The 19705-nt window shown below is 61.0% G+C and carries 20 protein-coding genes; 14 read left to right on the plus strand and 6 right to left on the minus strand.

Annotated elements, in window-relative coordinates:
• Nucleotides 1-226, plus strand: a 226-nt coding sequence (locus VM054_06625; GenBank protein ID HUT98734.1) for a hypothetical protein, incomplete at its 5' end; no start/stop codon positions are given.
• Nucleotides 227-326: 100 nt separating this feature from the next.
• On the opposite strand, the gene VM054_06630 is transcribed toward VM054_06625, so the two are convergent.
• The 6 genes from VM054_06630 to VM054_06655 all read right to left on the minus strand — a co-directional run bounded on the left by VM054_06630 (nt 327) and on the right by VM054_06655 (nt 6996).
• A complete protein-coding gene (locus tag VM054_06630; GenBank protein ID HUT98735.1) occupies nt 327-863 on the minus strand; it encodes a hypothetical protein in 537 nt (178 codons plus the stop codon).
• A gap of 457 nt (nt 864-1320) precedes the next feature.
• Complete coding sequence (locus VM054_06635) at nt 1321-2334, minus strand: AAA family ATPase (GenBank protein ID HUT98736.1); 1014 nt, start codon at nt 2332-2334, stop codon at nt 1321-1323.
• Between the two features lie 107 nt (nt 2335-2441).
• The gene (locus VM054_06640) at nt 2442-3659 is read right to left on the minus strand and encodes a sugar phosphate nucleotidyltransferase (protein ID HUT98737.1); all 1218 of its coding nucleotides are present in this window, start codon (nt 3657-3659) and stop codon (nt 2442-2444) included.
• 64 nt (nt 3660-3723) lie between these two features.
• A complete protein-coding gene (locus VM054_06645) occupies nt 3724-4395 on the minus strand; it encodes a hypothetical protein (GenBank protein HUT98738.1) in 672 nt (223 codons plus the stop codon).
• Entirely contained in the window at nt 4392-4949 is a 558-nt protein-coding gene (locus VM054_06650) for a DUF366 family protein (GenBank protein ID HUT98739.1), read from the minus strand. The genes VM054_06645 and VM054_06650 overlap by 4 nt, the downstream gene beginning before the upstream one ends.
• Nucleotides 4950-5076: 127 nt before the next feature.
• On the minus strand, nt 5077-6996 hold the full coding sequence (locus tag VM054_06655; GenBank protein ID HUT98740.1) for a hypothetical protein: 1920 nt from the start codon (nt 6994-6996) through the stop codon (nt 5077-5079).
• Between the two features lie 232 nt (nt 6997-7228).
• Between VM054_06655 and ahaH the strand changes: the two genes are divergently transcribed.
• The 13 genes from ahaH (at nt 7229) to VM054_06720 (ending at nt 19551) form a co-directional block, all read left to right on the plus strand.
• Nucleotides 7229-7531, plus strand: coding sequence for an ATP synthase archaeal subunit H (gene ahaH / locus VM054_06660; GenBank protein ID HUT98741.1), 303 nt, complete (start codon nt 7229-7231; stop codon nt 7529-7531).
• A gap of 6 nt (nt 7532-7537) precedes the next feature.
• The gene (locus VM054_06665) at nt 7538-9499 is read left to right on the plus strand and encodes a V-type ATPase 116kDa subunit family protein (protein ID HUT98742.1); all 1962 of its coding nucleotides are present in this window, start codon (nt 7538-7540) and stop codon (nt 9497-9499) included.
• Between the two features lie 112 nt (nt 9500-9611).
• Nucleotides 9612-10064 (plus strand): V-type ATP synthase subunit K, encoded by a 453-nt coding sequence (locus tag VM054_06670; GenBank protein ID HUT98743.1) that lies wholly within the window; start codon nt 9612-9614, stop codon nt 10062-10064.
• Nucleotides 10065-10074: 10 nt separating this feature from the next.
• Nucleotides 10075-10650, plus strand: a complete 576-nt coding sequence (locus tag VM054_06675) for a V-type ATP synthase subunit E family protein (protein ID HUT98744.1) — start codon at nt 10075-10077, stop codon at nt 10648-10650.
• Nucleotides 10651-10653: 3 nt separating this feature from the next.
• Nucleotides 10654-11655, plus strand: a complete 1002-nt coding sequence (locus VM054_06680; GenBank protein ID HUT98745.1) for a V-type ATPase subunit — start codon at nt 10654-10656, stop codon at nt 11653-11655.
• Nucleotides 11656-11664: 9 nt separating this feature from the next.
• The gene (locus VM054_06685; protein HUT98746.1) at nt 11665-11991 is read left to right on the plus strand and encodes a V-type ATP synthase subunit F; all 327 of its coding nucleotides are present in this window, start codon (nt 11665-11667) and stop codon (nt 11989-11991) included.
• A gap of 2 nt (nt 11992-11993) precedes the next feature.
• Complete coding sequence (locus tag VM054_06690; GenBank protein ID HUT98747.1) at nt 11994-12476, plus strand: hypothetical protein; 483 nt, start codon at nt 11994-11996, stop codon at nt 12474-12476.
• Between the two features lie 6 nt (nt 12477-12482).
• Nucleotides 12483-13001: an isoprenylcysteine carboxylmethyltransferase family protein gene (locus VM054_06695; GenBank protein HUT98748.1), complete on the plus strand. Its 519-nt coding sequence runs from the start codon at nt 12483-12485 to the stop codon at nt 12999-13001.
• Between the two features lie 45 nt (nt 13002-13046).
• On the plus strand, nt 13047-14822 hold the full coding sequence (locus VM054_06700) for a V-type ATP synthase subunit A (protein HUT98749.1): 1776 nt from the start codon (nt 13047-13049) through the stop codon (nt 14820-14822).
• Between the two features lie 4 nt (nt 14823-14826).
• Nucleotides 14827-15942 (plus strand): hypothetical protein, encoded by a 1116-nt coding sequence (locus VM054_06705; protein ID HUT98750.1) that lies wholly within the window; start codon nt 14827-14829, stop codon nt 15940-15942.
• A gap of 9 nt (nt 15943-15951) precedes the next feature.
• Nucleotides 15952-17220: a tetratricopeptide repeat protein gene (locus VM054_06710; GenBank protein HUT98751.1), complete on the plus strand. Its 1269-nt coding sequence runs from the start codon at nt 15952-15954 to the stop codon at nt 17218-17220.
• A 50-nt stretch (nt 17221-17270) separates the two neighbouring features.
• Nucleotides 17271-18692 carry a V-type ATP synthase subunit B gene (locus VM054_06715; protein HUT98752.1) on the plus strand — a complete coding sequence of 474 codons (1422 nt, stop codon included), beginning with the start codon at nt 17271-17273 and terminating at the stop codon, nt 18690-18692.
• A gap of 13 nt (nt 18693-18705) precedes the next feature.
• Nucleotides 18706-19551 (plus strand): DUF3800 domain-containing protein, encoded by an 846-nt coding sequence (locus VM054_06720; protein ID HUT98753.1) that lies wholly within the window; start codon nt 18706-18708, stop codon nt 19549-19551.
• The last annotated feature ends 154 nt before the right edge of the window (nt 19552-19705 follow it).

The raw sequence follows: 19705 nt of genomic DNA on the forward strand, positions 1-19705 counted from the left end.
CTACGACTCCCCCGGCGGCGAGCCGCTGGGCGAGAGCGTCGCCTTCACACGGAGCGCGGAGATTCTTGGGCAGGAGGGGAATTGGGTCAACGTCAGGTCGAGCGACTGGGAGACGGGGGCCGACGTGGTGGGCTGGGCCAAACTCCTGCCGCTGGACGATAAATGGGAGGTTCTGCCGAGCCTGTTGCCCATGCCCGAGTCGTACTACGAGGATGAGGAGTATTAGCCGAACTGCACTTGTGACTATGACGTAGGGCGGGGGCTCTTTACCCCGCCCATCGTTTATCTACCAAATGTTTCGATATGGTAATCCCTTTCCTACATTCTCAATTTACCGCTTTAACCCTTCTTTTACCAACAAATAAATCATATAGTAATTGCATAGCATTATCCTCATCTAGAAGAACTCTTTTATTATCAATTATCCAATAAGTCTCAAATTTTTCTTCTTTCACATTAATACCGATATAAATACCGTTGTCCAAATATGGTGCTTTTTCTCTTGGTAAATGTATATTATCAGGAATTACTTCAACTTTAGCAGTTGCCCCAACATAACCAATTCCCCCATTTAATTTAAACTTTATACTTTGGTTTTCTAAATTTATTTGCAACTCGTTAATTTGTACTTTTCCTATTTGACTGTTATCAAAATGTTTGTACAATACTATATCCCTTTCCTTCTCAATAGGAACTAAAGGTTTATCACATAAAGCCTTAAAAATGTCATTAATATGCTGAAGAGCCTTTGGTATTAAACCAATGATAATTTTATTGAACTGCTTTTCATTTTCTTGATACATCTTAGTTTCCTTTTCTATGTCCCTAAGCGCATCAAAAAAATCCTTTTTACCTATTCTCATTACACCCTCCCTAATGCAGTATACGTGTCGTGGAGTATCTTCCGTATCTCTTCAGCTTGAGATAACGTTAAGGGCTGCTGCCTTAAATAGGCTAAAGATACTGAAGAAATACCAATTATAGAATATGATTTATAAAGACAATCAATAATTGCATCCTTATTATTATTTAACTGATTTATTACTGATGTACTATAACTTGCTCCAATAGATGGATATAAATCGAAGAACTTATTTATTGTCTCTTGATAAATTGTAGCAATTCTTCTATTATATCTCCTTTTTTCACATTTAAGCGTAACCCACGTATTGATTGTATTTGTACCAATATTCGTGAGTAGGGTGACCCAAAAGGTATCCATACCCTCTACCAATCATCTATCTATTTCAAGGTCATTTTAAATGATACCACAAAAAAGTCAAGTTCGTAATACAAGAAAAATGACGACTATATAAGGCTTTATTCGTTTCCAATAACCTCTAATAACCTACTAATGATTTCGTCGGAGTGGACCCCCTCGGCCTCGGCGTTGAAGTTGATCAGCACCCGGTGGCGCATCACGGCGTGGGCCAGGTCGCGCACGTCGTCCACCGACGCCGCCGGACGCCCCCGGAGCGCGGCCCGGGCCTTGGCCCCGAGAATCAGGTACTGCCCGGCGCGAACCCCCGCCCCCCAGGCCACCCAGCGCTTGATGAACTCCGGCGCCGTGGGGTCCTCGGGACGGCTCGCACGGGCCAGGTTCACCGCGTAGCTGACAACGTGCGGCGCGGCCGGAATCTCCCGAATCAGCCCCTGTAGCTCGATTATCTCCTCCGCGTTCAGAACGGGGCTTATTTCCGGCTCATCGCGGCCCGTGGTCCGGGCGACGATGCGCTCCTCCTCGTCCCGCTTCGGGTAGCCGATGCGGATTTCCAGCATGAAGCGGTCGAGCTGGGCCTCGGGCAGGGGGTAGGTCCCCTCCTGCTCGATGGGGTTCTGGGTGGCCAGGACGAAGAAGGGGTCGGGCAGGGGGTAGGTGGTGTCGCCGATGGAGACCTGGTGCTCCTGCATGGACTCCAGGAGGGCGGCCTGGGTTTTAGGTGGGGTGCGGTTGACCTCGTCGGCCAGAATCAGGTTGGCGAAGACCGGCCCGCGGAGGAACTGCATCGTCCGCTGACCCGTCTCCGGGTCAGGCTGGATGACGTCGGTGCCGGTGATGTCGGCGGGCATGAGGTCGGGGGTGAACTGGATGCGACGGAAGGAGAGGTCCAGGGCGCGGGCGAGGCTGGACACCATGAGCGTCTTGGCCAGCCCCGGCACCCCGACCAGGAGGGCGTGGGCGTGGGAAAACAGAGCCACCAGGAGCTGTTCGACGACCTCCTCCTGCCCGACGATGGCGCGGGCGAGCTGGTCCTCGACGCTCCGGGCGGCGTCGGACAGCCGCTCGAGCTTGGCCGCGGCCTCCACGGCGTCCACGGAACCCCCCTTCGCCACTGACGATTTTCCTTAATTATACAAAAAAAGGACCCGCGCGGTTCCCCCGGGGCGGAACCGAACGAGGCCAGTCGGTGCCGGCCTCGCCCGCGAGCCACCGGAACGGGTCACTCACTCTCCGGCCAGATTTCGCCCTTGTCGCCTTGGACGACCTCGCCGAACTCTGTGCGCGCCCCGGCGGCGATTTTCACCCCGGGCATCAGCACGGTCATCGGCGCCACATAGGCGTCGGGGCCGATGACGGCGCCGAACTTCGGCAGGTCCACCTCCACCCGTTCGCCCTTGACCGTGGAGTAGATTTTTCCGTCGGGCGGCGGGTCGCAGAAGGCGGTCACGGCGTCTCCCAGCGTCGCCCCGTCGCCGATGACGCACCGGGTCAGAAGGCAGCGCCGGCCTATCTGCACGTTGGCCCCGATCAGGCAGTTCCCGATCTGGGTCCCGCCGGCTATCTGTGTGTTGGGCCCCACCGTGGTGCGGTTCATGATTTGCACCCCTGGGTGGAGGTAGCAGTTCCGCGAGATCATCACCCGGTCGGTGAGGATGCACCCGCGGCCGATCCAGGAGTCCTCGAGGATGTTCACGGTGACGCAGCGGTGGACGTCGCCCAGGAGGCGCGCCTTTACGTTGAACCGCTGCAGCGGCCGGTCCTGGATCAGGCGGGTGTTGGCCTCCAGCAGGTGCCACGGGTAGCCGATGGCGTACCAGCCGCCGTTGGACTCGACCCAGTTGAGCTTGCCCTCGGCGGCCAGCTTGGCGGCCGCTCCGGTCATCTCTATCTCGCCGCGCTCGCTCGGCTCCAGCGTGGTGAGCAGCCGGAGGAAATCGGCGTTAATCTTGAAACAGCCGGTATTGGCCAGGTCGGAGACGAACCGGGCGGGCTTCTCGTGGACGCCGGTGACCCGGTCGCCCTCCACGGTGAAGACCCCGAAGCGGTCGGGGTCGGTGACGCGCTGGGCCAGGACGGCGTTGGGGTACTCGAACAGCTCCTCGAAATTCTCGTCGCGGTAGAGGTCGTCGCCCATGAGCACGAGCGCCTCGCCGGCAATTTTGTCGGCGGCGCACAGAAGGGCGTGCCCCGTCCCCTTCTGCTCCTTCTGCTCCACGTAGCGCAACCGGATGCCCCGGTAGCTGGAACCCAGGCGCCGGATTATCTTCTCTCCCATGAACCCGACGACGATGACGGCCTCATCCACCAGGCCCTCGACGGCGCGCAGGTTCAGCTCGATTATGGAGTGCCCGGCAACCTCGTAGAGGGCCTTGGGGGTCCTCACGGTCAGGGGGTAAGTGCGGGTGCTCCGTCCGGCGGCAAGGATGACTGCTTGCATTTAATTCGCCCGAGCTGTGTGTTCCAGGGGCTTTATAGCAAAAAACAACCCAAAATGAAAGGAATTACTGCGGGGAGAGCTGCGGCGGGGCGACGGTGCGGCTGACGAACATGCCCTCAGCCAGGAGGGTGAATTCGTAACAGCCCCCGGACAAGCGCCCGTCGGGCGGGTGGCCCAGGTGGAAATCCGCCGAACCGCAGCTCGTACCCAGGGTCACCTCCCGCTCCGCCTCGGGGATGGTCCGGCCGTCGTAGCTCCAGCTCCCCGTCAGGCGAGCGCCGGGCTCGCAGTGCCGGTAATTCACGGCGGCGAGGAGCCCCGATTCCTCCCAGTCTATCCGCGTCACGTACTGGGGCGGACGCGGCGGGATGTAGAGCACTTTCGTGTTGAGGGGAATGCCGGTATCATCGGTCAGGTCGAGCCTGTGGTATCCAGCGGGGACCTCGAAACCGGTCAGAGTGAAGAAGAGCTCGCCGTCGCTCGAGTCCACCCGCAGGGTCTTGGACAGGGGCTCCGATGGCGATGGCGGCTTCCAGCGGCAGGTGAAGGAATCGCCGGAAGATGCGTTCTGGAAAAGAACCCGCACCTCGAGCCTCTCCGAATCGGTCGGTCCGGCGGGCGGGTACTGCACCTCGACGATTTCGAGCCGCAGCCCACCGGTCGCCAGGTAGATCAATACCCACACCCAGAGGAGGAAGAGGGGGAAGAGGTTGCGTACGAGCGGGTGCGACCTCATTCCACCGCCCTGACCTTGGCCGCGGCGAACGCGAGGCCGCGCTCCGTCTCCTCGAAAACGTCCAGCAGCTCGCGGGCGAAATCGGCCGCCCCGACACCCAGCTCGGCCAATCCGACCGCAGGCACCGGGGCACCGGTCGGATCGTCGTTGAGGCCGATATGGACGAGCCCGGCCAGGGGGCTGATCGTGGCGATGGAAACCGAGAGCTTTCGCCGGTCCGGCGTGTAGATGTCGTCGCCCTCGACTAACACGTCCACACCACGGAGCCGGAGGCGCTCGGCCGTCAGGAAGACGTACAGGCGCTGGCGCAGAACCGTTTCCGCCAGCGTCCGCCCGAACCAGACCCCGACGAGGTGGAGCATCCGCCCCGCGGTGATGCGCTCCCCGGCCCGGCGGTCCTCCAGATCCACCAGGTTCTCGGTGGGCACCTCGGCCGGCCCCAGGAAGGCTACGACGCAGTCACCCGCCACACCGGCCGTCCGGCGCGGCCAGTGTGTGGCGAGCTGGGTTCCGTCGTAGACGAGCTCCGACGGTATGAATCGGGTTTGAAACATAGGTTAAAGCCGGGGACCGCCCGGCGATTGTAGAACCGTTCGCTTTTAAAAACAACCTGACAACCCGATTCAACGGGCCCCGGGCCACCCCTCCGGTCCACTTCCGACGAGGCCCGACCGCGCTCCGTCAGAGGGTCGTCCTGATCATGAGCCCCACGTTGAACGAATCCCGATCGGGGTCGTACTCGTAGATGCGGTAATCGGCGTCCACGTGGATGACGAGGTTCTTGACGATGTTGTAGGAGAAGGAGAGTCCCCACGCGTGGTCGGTGTTGATGGTCTCGAGGTAGGTGTAGGTGGACGTGTGGGAGTTCAATTTGTAGGAGACCTCGAAGGCCAGCGTCTCGGTGGGGTATATATTGACCCGGGTGTTGATCCTCCAGTCGTTCTTGAGCCCCATGCTGCCGGAACTCTCGCCCACCGGAAAACTAACGCTCTCCCTGAAGGAACCGGAGAAGTCCAGGCCCCAGTATTCGGAGACGCTGAACACCGGCTCGATGATGAGCTCCCGTGTAAGGGAGTCGGAGCCACTCTCGAAGTCGTCAGTCCGCCGGTTGTTACGGGAGAGGGTGTAGGTCAAACCGACGCGCAGGCCCTCGATGAGCTTCACCTCGCTGCCGAAGCTCAGCTTGATCTCGTTGCTCCGGGGAAGGTTGCTCGAGATGCCGCCCATCGTCCGGTCGAAGCCGATGTTGAGGTTCGCGCTGAAGGAAACCGCATTGGTCAGCTTCCACTTGATGGATGATGAGACGTCGTTGTAAACAGAGATGGTGTCCTTATCGGTACTGATCGGATAGGCGAAGTCGTCGTGGGTTATCTTGTGCTGCAGCTTGAGGATGAAGCTCTGGCCCAGGTCTATCTGGGCGTCGGTGGTCATGGTGTTCTTGATGTTGGTGAGGACCGAATCGGCGATGGCGAAACGCTCCGGGGGCAGCTCGCCCTCGTCGTCGTAGTACCTCCTGTTCAGTGTGTCCTGGGACAGGTTCCAGTGGAGGTGGTCTTCCCGGGGCGAGTCCCAGTTGAGCTGCAGCTTCCAGCTTATCCCCCGGGAGAGGATATCGTAGAGCGGCCACCAGGGCGCACGGATACGGGACCCGGGGATGGGGTCCAGCTCGGGGTAGATCCAGAAGAAGTACTTCTGGAGATAGACCTCTTTTTCCAGGTAGGTCGTGGTCCCCTGAAGCAGGTCCACGGAAAGGATGCCCTTCACGTCGAAGGGGGTTTCGTAGTTCGTAATCAGGGACAGGGTGTTGTTCAAGGCGTCCTGGTCGCGCTCGATGAGGTTCATGTCCCTGTAGAGAATGCCGTTGAAAAGGTATCTGAGCTCCACGGTCGTGTTATCCCAAGGGACGTAATTCCCGGTGAGGTTAGTGTTTATCCCGCCCACGTAGTACTCCGAATTCAAGGCGGGCTGTACGGGGTAGCTACGCACCTCCCGGGATCCGGTGAGATCGAGGGAGAGCCGGGTGTTTTCGGTCATCCTGTAGTCGAAACGGAGATCGGTGTCCGCGGACAGGGAGTGGTAGAAGTACTCGCGATAGACGTAATCCCAGTCGTAGGTGCCCTCCTGGGCATCGCTCGTGGTGAAATAGGCGTCCATGTCGGCGTTGAAGGCGTCGGAGAATTTAATGGAGGCGCTGGTCCCCGCCCGCTGGCTCTTCGATTTCTGGTACTGCTCCTGGATCACCAAGTTCGAGTCGTAAAAGCTCTCCTCGTAGTAACAACCGATGCGGGTCGTGTCCACCGGATTGTAGAAGAGATCGAAGCGCATGGTGCGGCTGTCCGAATCGCGCTCCGACTGGGGTTCGTTCTGAACGCTCTGGTTCAGGGTCAGCCGGAAGGTGAACACTTCGGCCAGGGGATAGGTGTAAGAAAGCGCCGACCCGATCCTGTTGAGGGATTTGCCGCCGCTGAAGTCAATGTTCAGGCCGGGCTCGACGCCCGTGTCCTCCTCCCGGGCCCAGGACGCGCACGGGAGGAAGAGCACCGCAAGGAGCACAGGGAGGATTCGCCCGGGCGTTACTCGCTTCGCTTCGGTTCGCCTCACCGATAAACCTCCGGTGTGGATGTTTATTGTACGGGTACGCCGGACGGGTGTCAACCGCCGGAACTTTTTAATCTTATGCCACTTAGTCCCCTCCGGCGTTGACTAATCAGGCGTCGTGTGATAATGTCTGTTCACTTTTCTTCTTAAGGGGCGACCCGGGCCGCCCTTCCCATGTGCCCACCCTCCACGGTCCACCTTCAAGCCATAATCCATGGACGATACGGCCAACCCTTTGCTGACACCGGTGGTGAGGGCGGAGAACGCCGCCCGCGACCGGATCTCCAACGCCGAAAACGAGGCGAAGAACGAGCTCCGCGCCGCCCGCGAGAGGGCGGAGGATTTGGGGAAGACCGCGGAGGCCAAGGCCCGCGAAGAGGTCCGCCAGGCGGTCGAGGACGCCCGCTACTCGGGCGAGGTCGAGGCCCAGGACATACTCGAACGCACAGAGAAAGAAATCGAGACGATGAAGAAGAAGGCCCGCGGTCGCATGAAGGAAGCCTGCCGGGCCCTCGTGGAACGCATCACCGGCACCTAGGCGACGATGGCCAACACCCGAGTCCAGCGCATAGAGATTCTCCTCCACTCGAGTGTCCGGGACGACCTGCTCGACGCGCTGGCGGACGCCGGCGCCGTGGAGCTAGAGGCCCTGGAGCCCGAGGATCGGGGCGAGCTTCCCACGCCCTCCACGGTCCCCGCCGAGGAGGCCGACCGTACCCTCGATCAAATCCGCCAGGCCCTGGATTACCTGGACGTGTACGCGCCCAAGGCCGGATTTTTCGCCGGTATGATGGGTCACAAGGTCGAGGTGCCCGCCGCGGAGCTCGAGGAACGCCTGGCCGGTTTCGACGCCCCGAGCGCCGTCGAGCAGGTTCTCGCCGTCCAGTCCGGGGAGAACGAGACACGGTCCCGCCTCGATCGCCTGGAGGAGGAGCGGACGACGCTGGCTTCGTGGCTGGGGCTCGAGGTACCGCCCGACTCGATCGGCGCCACCGACAGCACCTTCTCCGCCGCCTACGCCCTCAACCCGCGGAACCTCCCCCGGTTGAGGGAAGTCCTCGCCGAAGCGACGGGAGAGCTCTTCGAGCTCACCGACCTGGGCGTCGCCGGGGAGGAGGCGTCCGCCGCCTCGGGCCGAATCATTCTTGTCTGGCACGCCTCGGTGGACTCTGGCGTCCGGGACGCGCTCAAGGGCTTCGAGCTGATACCCTGCCCCCTGACCGGACCGCTGACGCCCGACCGACGACTACGGCAGGTCGAGGGGGAAATCGAAGAGAGCCGGACGGAGCTGGAGGAGACGCTCCGGGAGGCACAGCGGCTATTAGAACACCGCGACCCCCTCTACCTGGCCCTGGACCGGGCGCGCACCGAGAGCGAGGGGCAGCGGAAGGTCGCCGAATCGGCGGCTACCGAGCTCACCATCTACATGCGCGGCTGGGTGCCCGAGACGGCGGTGGAAGGCGTCAAGCGCGTCCTGGACGGGAGCGAGCTGGTCCACCACACCCTCCGCCCGGCGACGGCGGACGAGACGCCGCCGGTGTACCTCTCCAACATCGCGCCGGTGCGCCCCTTCGAGATGGTCACCGACCTCTACGGGCGGCCCCAACCCGCCGAGAGCGACCCCACCCCTTTCTTCGCCTTCTTCTTCGCCCTCTTCTTCGGCATCTGTCTCACCGACGCGGGCTACGGACTCGTTCTCATCGTCACCAGCCTGCTGTTTTTAAAATTCCTGCACCTGGGACCCACCACGCGGAAGCTGTTCCGGATGATGGTCATCGCGGGTGGTTTCACGATGGTGGTGGGGGTGCTGACCGGGGGCTTCTTCGGCCTGTCCTTCGAGCTGTCCCCGGGCCTGGCCCGCATCCGCGAATCGCTCATGGTGCTGGACCCCCTGGACCCGGACCAGATGTTCTACTTCTTCTACTTCTCCCTGGGGCTGGGCTACCTGCACCTTCTCATCGGTTACACCATCGGCTTTATCGAGGCGCTGAAGCAGAAAGATTCCCGGACCGCGTACTTCCGCAAGCTGCCCTGGATGCTGGTGATGCTCCTGGTGCCGCTGGCGGTGGGCCTGCCGATGCTGGGGATCGGCGGGGACTGGGCCTGGTACGCGCTCATCGCCATCGGGGTCTACGTGGTCGCCTTCAGCGGGGTGGGGGACGACTCGGGGCTGCCGCGGCTGGGGGCCGGTTTCTTCAACCTCTACACCGGCTTCTCCGGCCTGTTCTCGGACATCCTGTCCTACGCGCGCCTGTTCGCCCTGGGGCTGGCCACCGCGGTCATCGCCCAGGTGGTGAACACCATGGCCTTCGACTCCAACATCATCGGCATGATTCTCATTCTCATCGTGGGCCACGCCTTCAACATCGCGATGAACTCGCTGGGCGGCTTCATCCACACCGCCCGGCTCCAGTTCGTGGAGTATTTCGGTAAATTCTATACGGGGGGCGGCCGGACTTTCGTCCCCTACGCCCGGTCCATGGAGCACACGGTCCTCAAGGGTTGAGCTCCCGATTACCCGCGGCGAAGCCGCAATCAAACGTCAACAGACCACAAGGTCTGGTTCCCACCTTCCGACAAGGGCTCCCCCCTTGCCCGAGGTAAAAAAAGGAGAGAGCATGGGCCTCGTTTGGTCCTACCTGGGTGCGGCATTGGCCGTGGCCCTGGCCGGAATCGGCTCGGCCATCGGCATCGGCTACGCCGGTCAGGCCACGGCGGGCGTCATGAGCGAAGACCCGCGCAACTTCGGCAAGTACCTGGTCCTCACCGCCCTGCCGGGCACCCAGGGCATCTACGGCTTCGTGGCCGGCTTCCTGGCGCTCAATAAAATCGGCGCCCTGGCCGCCACCATGACGCCGGAGGTCGGGATGCAGATATTCCTGGCCTGCCTGCCGGTGGCCCTGGCCGGGATGCTCTCGGCCATCCACCAGGGCAAGGTCTGCACCGCCGGCGTGGGCCTTACGGCCAAGCAGCCCGCCGAGTCGGGAAAGGCCCTGGTCCTGGGCGTCTTCGTCGAGTTCTACGCCGTTCTGGGGCTTCTCATCACCATCTTCCTCCTGAACGCCGTCTGAGGGGTGTGAATTGTCCCTGGACGCAATCATCGCCAGGATAAAGAGCGACGCCGACGCCCGGTTGGCGGAGATAGAGTCCGCCTCGAAGGCCAAAATCGCCGAAATCCTCGCCGAGGCTGAAAAACGAGCCCGCGCCTTGGAAGCGCGCATTCGGGAGGCGGGCGAACGCGAGGCCGCAGGCACCCGGGAGCGCGTCATCTCCATGGCCGAGCTCAACGCCCGCAAGGCCGTCCTGGCGGCCAAACAGGAGCTTTTGGACGAGGCCTTCGCCGCGGCGGTCGAGGAGCTGGAGTCCCTGAAAAAAGACGCCTGGCGCGCGGTCTTCAAGCATCTCGTCGCCGGCGCCGACCTGAAGGGCCCTTACGAGGTCATCGCCTCGAAACGCGAGGCAGCCTTCCTCGACGACGCCTTCCTGAAAGGTTTTGGGCCGAAGCTGTCGGTTTCCAAAAAGACACGCGAGCTGGGCGGCGGATTCGTCCTCCGCGGGGGCAAGACCGAGCTGAACTTCACCTTCCCGGCGCTGACCCGGAGCCTGCGGCCGCTTCTGGAGAAGGAACTGCTCGGCATCCTGGGAATCGAAGGGTAGAAGATGACGGGGCGGGTGAAGCTCTCCGGCGATCCGGCTTACACCTACGCCGTGGGCCGCGTGCGGGTCCGCGAGCGCCGCCTGTTGACGAAAAGGGCGCTCGTCGAGGCCGCCGAGGCCCGGAGCTTCGAGGGCGCCGTGGACGCCCTCCGCGAGGCGGGGTACGAGCCCGTATCCCGGGGCGGCGCCGGCCTGGAGGAGCTCCTCGCCAAGCAGTCCGCCGAGTTGACCCGGTTCATCCGGGAGAGCGTGCCCGACCCCCGGCTGCTCGAATACCTGCGTCTGAGGCTGGATTACGCCAACCTCAAGGCGGCCCTCGTCGGGCGCCTGACGGAGAGAAAACCGCCCCTGACCGAGGGGGGGGCGGTGCCCCCGGAGAAGCTGACCGCCTTCGCCGACGGCGGCGAGCCGGACGTGCTCCCTACCCCCTTCGCCGAGCTGGCGCGGGGGCTCCTGGAGGAATGGGAAAAGGCGCGCGACCCGTTCCTGTTACAGCAGGGGGTGGACCGGGCCCTTTTCGCCCGCCTGACCGGGCTCGTCGGGGAGATAGGGCTGCCCTTCCTCACCGCGTACCAGAAGCTGGAGACCGACTTAGTTAATCTGACGGCCCTGGTTCGCTGCCTGGCGGCGCCCAATCCCGAGGAGCTTTCCGCGGCGGCCTTCATCCCCGGTGGCGGGTTGGACCTCGTGAGGCTGGAGGGTTACGCCCGGACCGGCGACAGAAGCGGAGCCGCCGAGTACGTCGGCCGCACCCCCTACGCCGAGCTCACCCGCGGCGCCGTCGAGGGCGCTCCCGACGGCATCGCAAACCTGGCGGCGCGGGGGGCGGACCGGAAGCTGGAGTTTCTGCGGCAGGCGCGCCATGCCCCCTTCGGCGCCGAACCGCTCATCTCGTACTACCTGGCGAAGAGGAACGAGTTCGAGATGGTCCGCTTCGTCCTGACCTGCAAGCTGAACGGCGTTCCGCCGGAAACGATCACCGCCCGTCTGTGGGGCGTTTCGTAGCGGGGACGGGTGGCCGGTCTGAACCAGATTTATTTCATCGGCGAGGAAGACCAGCTCCGCGGCTTCACCGTCCTGGGGACGACGGTAGTGGGGGTTAACTCGATCCACGAGGCCGAGGAGGCGCTGCGCAAGGCGGTGAGCGGCGGCGCCGTGGCGATTTTCATCACCGAGGAGTTCGGCGGCCGGATGCTGGAAACCATCGCCGAATACGCCGACCGCCCCCTGCCGGTGATTACGCTCATCCCGTCGTCGTCGGGCTCGAAGGGAATCGCCTACGAGCGCATCCGGCGGATGGTGGAGCGCGCCGTCGGCGCCGACGTGCTGGGGAAGGAGTAGGGATGGATTTATACCGCGAGCGCCTCACCGACTGGGTGTCCCAGATCATCTTCTGGATCGTCCTGGCGCTCTGCGCGTTCCTCGGCGTCTTCCCGGAGTTGCTGGGGCTGGGCGCCGTGGTGGAGCGGGTCTTCCCCTGGGTCTTCCTGCCCGTCGCCGGGCTGGTCTTCCTCTTAATCCTCAACTTCCTCTTCATCTCGATCCGGCTGGACGAAGAGGGCCTCGCCGCCCGCCTGGGCGTATTCAAAACGCGGGCCCGCTGGGACCAGGTGACCGGAGCCGAGATGGACACCCTGCCCGGGTCGGCCTACGGCGGCTGGGGAGTCAAGGGGGGGCACATCGGCGGCGAGTATATCCAAGTCTACTCGACCGTCGCCCATCGGCGGGTGGCGGTGAAGCTGACGGGGCACAAGTTCGACAGGCTCATCTTCTCGACGAGGAACCCCGAAGAGGTACTTAGGCTGATCAACGGACAGTTAGGGTGATGGTTTATGCCGCCCTTCGATAACCGCTCGCCGTTAAGAATCTTCGTCCACGCGGCCTTCTTCCTCGTGGTCGGCGGTCAGATCGCGCTGGTTTTCATCCTCGAGCCCCACTGGAACGTCTCGTGGCTGCGATGGGTGGGATACGCCATGTGGGGTTTATCAGTAGTGCTGGGCTGGCTGCCCATCTTCATCTTCCGGCGACGGGGCGGGGTGGAGAAGGGAGAAAGTTATACCTCCACACAACGTATGGTAACCACCGGTCTCTACGCCGTCGTCCGCCACCCCCAGTTCCTGGCGCTGATCCTGTTGGGCGTGGCTGCGGCGCTGCTGACTCCACACTGGGCGACCATCGCAGGCGCGGCGGTCATCTCGGTCACCATCTACATCGTCATGTTGTCCTCAGATCGCCGATTGGTGGAGAAGTTCGGCGACGAGTACCGGGACTACGAGCGCCGGGTCCCCCGGGCCAACATCCTCTGGGGGCTCGTAAAGCTCATCTTCGGCCCCCGACGGCCGGTAAAATAACCAGGCTGTACGTAACTCAACCTCAGCCCTGGAGATAAACCTTATATGGAGCAGACGGGAACCATCGTCAAGGTCGCCGGCCCCCTGGTGGTGGCCTCCGGGATGTCCGGCGTGCGGATGTACGACGTCGTCCTGGTCTCGGAAATGAGACTGGTGGGCGAGGTGGTGAAGCTCGACGGAGACCTGGCCAGCATCCAGGTCTACGAGGAGACGGGCGGAATCGGCCCCGGCGAGCCGGTGTTCACCACGGGCATACCGCTCTCCGTGGAGCTGGGACCTGGACTGATGTCCTCCATCTACGACGGCATCCAGCGCCCACTCGCCGTCATCCGTGAAAAGACCGGCGACTTCATCACCCGCGGTGTCCACGCCGACGGCCTGGACCGCGGGCGCAAGTGGGAGTTCACCCCGAAGTTCAAGGCCGGCGACGAGGTGGTTCCCGGCGACATTCTGGGGGTGTGCCCGGAAACCCCCCTCGTCGAGCACCGCGTGCTGGTCCCCCCCGGCGTCCGGGGGAAGCTCACGGCCCTGGACTCCGGTTCTTACACCGTGGATGAGCCCATCGGCAAGATCAAAACTCCCGAAGGCGAGGCGGAGCTCAAGCTGATGCACACCTGGCCGGTGCGGAAATCCCGCCCCTTCGCCCAGCGCCTGACCCCCGAGGAGCCCCTTATCTCGGGACAGCGCGTCATAGACGCCTTCTTCCCCGTGGGTAAGGGGGGGACCGCCTGCGTCCCCGGGCCATTCGGCTCCGGCAAGACCGTCATCCAGCACCAGCTCGCCAAGTGGGCCAACGCCGAAATCGTCGTCTACGTTGGCTGCGGCGAACGCGGCAACGAGATGACCGACGTGCTCATGGAGTTCCCCGAGCTCAAGGACCCGCGCTCCGGCGAACCTTTGATCACCCGCACGGTGATGATAGCCAACACGTCGAACATGCCCGTGGCGGCGCGGGAGGCGTCCATCTACACCGGCATCACCATCGGCGAGTACTACCGCGATATGGGATACTCCGTGGCCCTCATGGCCGACTCCACCAGCCGGTGGGCCGAGGCGATGCGCGAGATGAGCGGCCGCCTGGAGGAGATGCCCGGCGAGGAGGGTTATCCCGCGTACCTGGGCACGAAGGTGGCCGAGTTCTACGAGCGGGCCGGACGAACCATCTGCCTCGGCTCCGACGAACGGGAGGCCTCGCTAACGGTCATCGGCGCCGTCTCCCCCGCCGGCGGCGACCTCTCCGACCCCGTCGTCCAGGCCACCCTGCGCGTGGTCAAGGTCTTCTGGAGCCTGGAGGACAAGCTGGCCTACAAGCGCCACTTCCCCGCCATAAGCTGGCTCAACTCCTACAGCCTCTACACCGACAACATCGCCGAATACCTCAAGCGGGAGATGGGCGAGGACTGGATACCGATGCGCGACGAGGCGATGGCGTTGTTACAGCGGGAGGCGGAGCTGGAGGAAATCGTACGCCTGGTGGGCATGGAGTCCCTCTCCCCCGGCGACCGCCTGGTCATGGAGACCAGCCGCTCCATCCGCGAGGATTTCCTGCACCAGAACGCATTCCACCCCGTGGACACCTTTTCCAGCGCCTACAAGCAGTACCGGATGCTGAAGCTCGTCATGAGCTTCCACCACGCCGCCAAGGCGGCCCTCGAAACGCCGGAGCTGAACCTGGACGCGCTCTTCGCCCTGCCGGTTTCCGAGGACATCGCCCGCGCCAAGTTCACGCCCGAAGAGGAGGTCGAGGCGAGTTTCGACGGCATCGAGAGCGACATGCAGAAACAGATCGAAGAGCTCATCTCCGAAGGACCGGGAACGTAATCCCATGTCGAAAACGAAGAGCACTTACCGCATCGTGTTTCTGGCGGCGGTCGCGGCCCTGCCCCTCTTTCTGGCCTGCGCGGGCCCCGACGACGAGTTCGCCGGCATGACCCCCTGCGCCGAGGTCGCGTACCCCGACACGGCGGGCATCGCGCCGGCCGACGAACCGCTGATAAGTTTCTACGCGTCGCTGGACCCGGCGAGGCCCCTCGTCCTGCGCGAGGAGGAAGTCTCGACCCACATCGTTCTGCCCGACTGCGACACCCGCAGGATCGCCTCGACCCGGGCGGAGGTCAGCTACTCCGATGCCGGGAAGGAACCGAGCCTCCGGCTGGCGCTCGACGGCATCGAGGGGGAGGTCAAGCTGGCCGACCTTCCGCGGGGCGAGAGTTTTTGTGTTAAAAACGACTACCTCGCTCTCCAGGTAGTGCGGGTCGGCAGCCTGGAGATATCGGGGGCCGTCTTCGCGCGTTACCCCCACAACTCCGTCGCCGTCAAGACGCCCAACCCCGCGAACTGGATCATAGAGGCGGCCCTGACCCCGCCGGAGGAAATGCAACCGACCGAGTCATCCGCGGTTGAGGGAGAGGCCAACGATTTCGGCACCGGCACGCCTGACCTGGCCAACCTGGAGCGCTTCTTCCTCGTCCTGCAGGGGGGTGTGGCCAACAACACCCAGCTCACCATCCAGGGCCAGTACACGGGCGACCAGTCGGTAACCTCGGGTCAGATGTTCTTCTCACCGGCGCCCGCCACCCCCGCCGAGGCGGAGGAAATAAAAAGCTCCACCGAAGAGCGCATCCGCGATCTCTACCTGAACGCCCCGGGGTGGAAGGTGGCCGAACGGCTGACGGTGGAGACGCTGGACTGGAACGAGCCCTACTTCTCGGACCTGGTCAACTGGTCGGGAACGGAGGTGGACGTCCGGCTGACCTGGAGTGACCCCGCCTCGGGCACGGTCCTGTACCAGACCGTGGACACCATCGGCCTGGTGCGCTGGACCGACTTTCTCTGGTACGTGGACGTGGACCACATCCTGCGCCGGGAGCAGCCGGTTGGAGAGAACAGGCTCTGGACCGGCTGCCCGACGCCGAAAAACATCGCAGAAGATACGGAGTAACCGTAAGAGATGGGCAAATCACCCGACTACTACCCCATCGTTTTCACCGACCTCGTGGCCAGCAAATTGGCGATGAGTTATCTACCGGAATACATGGTCAATGAATTTCTCCGTGAACACAGCCGCGTTGTCCTGGATACCGCCAGGCGCACGTGCGGAATGGACGAACTGCCCTTCAAACCCACAAATTTAGGTGACGGTAACCTTTTCATATTCAATAACATGGATGAATCAATCATATTCTCCATTTGTATAATGAGCAGCTGGAAACGTTACTGGGACGAAACCGTATCTACGTGCCTCCTCGACTATCCAAAAATCGCCGAGCGCGGTTGCGTCCTGATGATGCGTATCGGGATACATTACGGCTTGATCTACCACGAGGACATCCAGGACTTCTCCACCCAGGTCAATCTCGGCAACGCCATCAATACAACTTTCGTCCTCCAAGGCCAGGCCTCCCCCGGTGAGGTGACCATCACCGAAACCGCCGCCTCACTCACCGCCAGCTCTCTGTTCAACATCCGTTACCGAGGGCGTTTCGACCCACTCAACCGATCGGAGGACGTTTCGGAGGAGGAGCGGCTCTCCTTCTACGAGGTCACCGGCATGATCAAGCCACCCAGATACAGCTCCATCGCGAATCGCCTTCCACCCGTCAAGCGCGATAGGATCGCCTTGGATTGGTACTGGCGGGGTTTCTACCAAGGCAATGACCCGACTACAATCAACGAGGCTATCAACTCGTACGAACAGGCGACCCTGTTCAACCCCAGATTGGCCAACGCGTGGGCCAACATGGGCGTTCATCTGTCCGACAGCGGAAAGTACGACACAGCAAAAAAAATATTGGAAAAAGCGCTGGAGATGGAACCGACCAACGTCAACATCCTCTGTAACCTCGGGTCGGTTTTTCAGAAAATAGGCGAGCCGGAAGAGGCGAAGAAACGGTGTGAAAAAGCACTGGAGCTGGACGAAACTTCCGAGTACGCCCATTACAATCTCGGAACGGTATATCTCGACATGCACGAACTGAAGTCCGCAGAGAAACGTTTTCAACAAGCGATAGAGCTAAATCCCCTTTTTTATCAAGCACTGTACAACCTCGGCTGTGTTCATACCCTCCAAGAACGACCAGAAAAGGCATTGGAGTATCTCTCGCGCGCCTTTCAAGTATACCCTCAGTATATGAAGATCGCCCGCAAGGATGAGGACCTGAAGTCCCTCTGGACCGATAAACGCTTTCTCAATCTGGTAGGCGGTACCAACGTTGATTAACCACCACATCCCTATCAACCCACACATCAGGATTTAACCAGGATTTAACAATGGGAGAAAAGGAAAAAGTCGCGGTGCAGCCGCTCAAGGAGTACCTCTCCACCCAGGAGATAGCCGGCCCGCTGATGCTCGTCGAGGGGGTCGAGGGGGTCAAGTACGAGGAGCTGGCCGAGATCGAGCTCCCCACGGGCGAAATCCGCCGGGGGCGCGTCCTCGAGGTGCACAAAGACAAAGCCCTGCTGCAGCTCTTCGAAGGCGCGACGGGGATAGACATCCCCTCCTCCCGGGTCCGCTTCCTGGGCCGGGGGGTCGAGCTGGGGGTGTCCCGGGAGATGCTCGGGCGGGTTTTCGACGGCCAGGGGAGGCCCATTGACGACGGACCCGAGATCATCCCCGAGGAGCGGCGCGACATCAACGGCTCCCCCATCAACCCCTACGCCCGCGATTACCCCAACGAGTTCATCCAGACCGGCATAAGCTGCATAGACGGGCTGAACACCCTTGTCCGCGGCCAGAAGCTGCCGATATTCTCCGGCTCGGGGCTGCCGCACCAGCAGATGGCGGCGCAGATCGCACGCCAGGCCAACGTGCTCCAGTCGGGCGAGGGGTTCAGCGTCGTCTTCGCGGCCATGGGCATCACCTTCGAGGAGGCCCGGTATTTCATTGACGACTTCCGGCGCACCGGGGCCATAGACCGCGCGGTGCTCTTCATGAACCTGGCCGACGACCCGGCCATCGAGCGCATCTCCACCCCGCGCATGGCCCTGACCGCCGCCGAGTACCTCGCCTACGAGATGGACATGCACGTGCTGGTCATCCTCACCGACATGACAAATTACTGCGAGGCGCTGCGCGAGATTTCCGCGGCCCGGAAGGAGATTCCCGGCCGGCGCGGGTACCCCGGCTACCTCTACACCGACCTCTCCAGCGTCTACGAGCGCGCGGGGCGCATCAAGGACCGACGCGGCTCCATAACCCAGATTCCCATCCTCACCATGCCCGAGGATGACAAGACGCACCCCATCGCCGACCTCACCGGCTACATCACCGAGGGGCAGATAATCCTCTCCCGCGCCATGCACAAGAAGGGTATCTACCCGCCGGTGGACGTGATGCAGTCGCTTTCCAGGTTGAAGGACAAGGGCATCGGCGAGGGGAAGACGCGCAAGGACCACGCCGATGTCTTCAACCAGCTCTTCTCCGGTTACGCCCGGGGCAAGGAGGCCCAGGAGCTGGCGGTGATTCTGGGCGAGGCGGCGCTCTCGGACATGGACAGGGTCTTCTTCAAATTCGCCGACGAGTTCGAGCATCGCTACATCGCCCAGGGGGACCACGAGAACCGCGGGGTGTTCGAAACGCTGGACCTCGGCTGGCGCCTTTTAGCTGCTCTGCCCAGGGCGGAGCTCAAGCGCATCCGGCCGGAGTACCTGGATGAGTTCCTGCCGAAGTTCTTGAAAACACTGGAGGATTAATTTAAAAGTTGTCTTGACAAAAAAGGAAAAAGCGGCTAAACTTCATTGCGCGGTTGGGAGGGCTGCATATAGCGGTCCGTTAGGAGTTAATCCTACCTGGCTGCATTTTTTGAGGAATTCTATGTATTTACTGTACTTAGACGATTCGGGCTCTGCAGGAAATAGGACAGAACAACATCTCGTCCTTGGTGGTGTATCTATCTTTGAACGGCAGGTTCACTGGATATCCGAGGAAATGAACCGGCTAGCTGAGCAAATATCACCTATTTCTCCTGAACAAACTGAATTCCATGCTTACGACATTTTTTCAGGTAAAGAAGCTCCCTGGAAAGGTATGCCTAGACAAGAAAGAATTAATACAATTAAGGAAACATTGAATATCCTAGCCAATTCTAATATCACAACCCAAGCATTTGCATGTATTGTAGATAAAGAATCATTTCCAAAGCATGACCCCATGGAACTCGCTTTTGAGAATATATGTAATAGATTTGACCTCTTACTTAAAGCACAACACCATCAAGGTAATACACAACGTGGTATTATTATCCTTGATAGAAGTTCATACGAAACAAGTCTGCAATATTTAGCACGTGATTTTAGAACGCTAGGCACTAAATGGGGAATCACTGTTAATATCAATGAAGTACCTTTATTTGTTGATTCAAAATTATCCCGCTTAATTCAACTTGCAGATCACGTGGCCTACTCTGTGTATAGAAGATACGAACGCGGTGATACACAATATTTAGATATTATATTAAATCGCTTCGGTCTTGAAGATGGAAAGCTTCATAATCTTGTCCATAAGACTCATAAATCAAGTTGTATGTGCCCTGCATGTTTAAGCCGTAAGTAATAATGTATTAAATAAGGGATCGTCTTACCTAAACGGACCATTATCCGTGTTCATAACGCTAGAGACACGTTGATTGAGGAGTGTTATCCTGCCACAGATGTGAGGAGGCAAAAGTGGCAGGAAAGGCGTCATCCGACCGGCACATCAAGTGCCC

The sequence above is a fragment of the bacterium genome (assembly GCA_035528375.1).
GTDB lineage: Bacteria > RBG-13-66-14 > RBG-13-66-14 > RBG-13-66-14 > RBG-13-66-14 > RBG-13-66-14.

Excerpts from the sequence above, each read along its gene's own strand:
- VM054_06630 (HUT98735.1), bottom strand. The coding sequence starts at position 863 with ATGAGAATAGGTAAAAAGGATTTTTTTGATGCGCTTAGGGACATAGAA.
- VM054_06640 (HUT98737.1), bottom strand. The coding sequence starts at position 3,659 with ATGCAAGCAGTCATCCTTGCCGCCGGACGGAGCACCCGCACTTACCCC.
- VM054_06645 (HUT98738.1), bottom strand. The coding sequence starts at position 4,395 with ATGAGGTCGCACCCGCTCGTACGCAACCTCTTCCCCCTCTTCCTCCTC.
- VM054_06650 (HUT98739.1), bottom strand. The coding sequence starts at position 4,949 with ATGTTTCAAACCCGATTCATACCGTCGGAGCTCGTCTACGACGGAACC.
- VM054_06665 (HUT98742.1), top strand. The coding sequence starts at position 7,538 with ATGGCCAACACCCGAGTCCAGCGCATAGAGATTCTCCTCCACTCGAGT.
- VM054_06670 (HUT98743.1), top strand. The coding sequence starts at position 9,612 with ATGGGCCTCGTTTGGTCCTACCTGGGTGCGGCATTGGCCGTGGCCCTG.
- VM054_06680 (HUT98745.1), top strand. The coding sequence starts at position 10,654 with ATGACGGGGCGGGTGAAGCTCTCCGGCGATCCGGCTTACACCTACGCC.
- VM054_06690 (HUT98747.1), top strand. The coding sequence starts at position 11,994 with ATGGATTTATACCGCGAGCGCCTCACCGACTGGGTGTCCCAGATCATC.
- VM054_06695 (HUT98748.1), top strand. The coding sequence starts at position 12,483 with ATGCCGCCCTTCGATAACCGCTCGCCGTTAAGAATCTTCGTCCACGCG.
- VM054_06700 (HUT98749.1), top strand. The coding sequence starts at position 13,047 with ATGGAGCAGACGGGAACCATCGTCAAGGTCGCCGGCCCCCTGGTGGTG.
- VM054_06705 (HUT98750.1), top strand. The coding sequence starts at position 14,827 with ATGTCGAAAACGAAGAGCACTTACCGCATCGTGTTTCTGGCGGCGGTC.
- VM054_06710 (HUT98751.1), top strand. The coding sequence starts at position 15,952 with ATGGGCAAATCACCCGACTACTACCCCATCGTTTTCACCGACCTCGTG.
- VM054_06715 (HUT98752.1), top strand. The coding sequence starts at position 17,271 with ATGGGAGAAAAGGAAAAAGTCGCGGTGCAGCCGCTCAAGGAGTACCTC.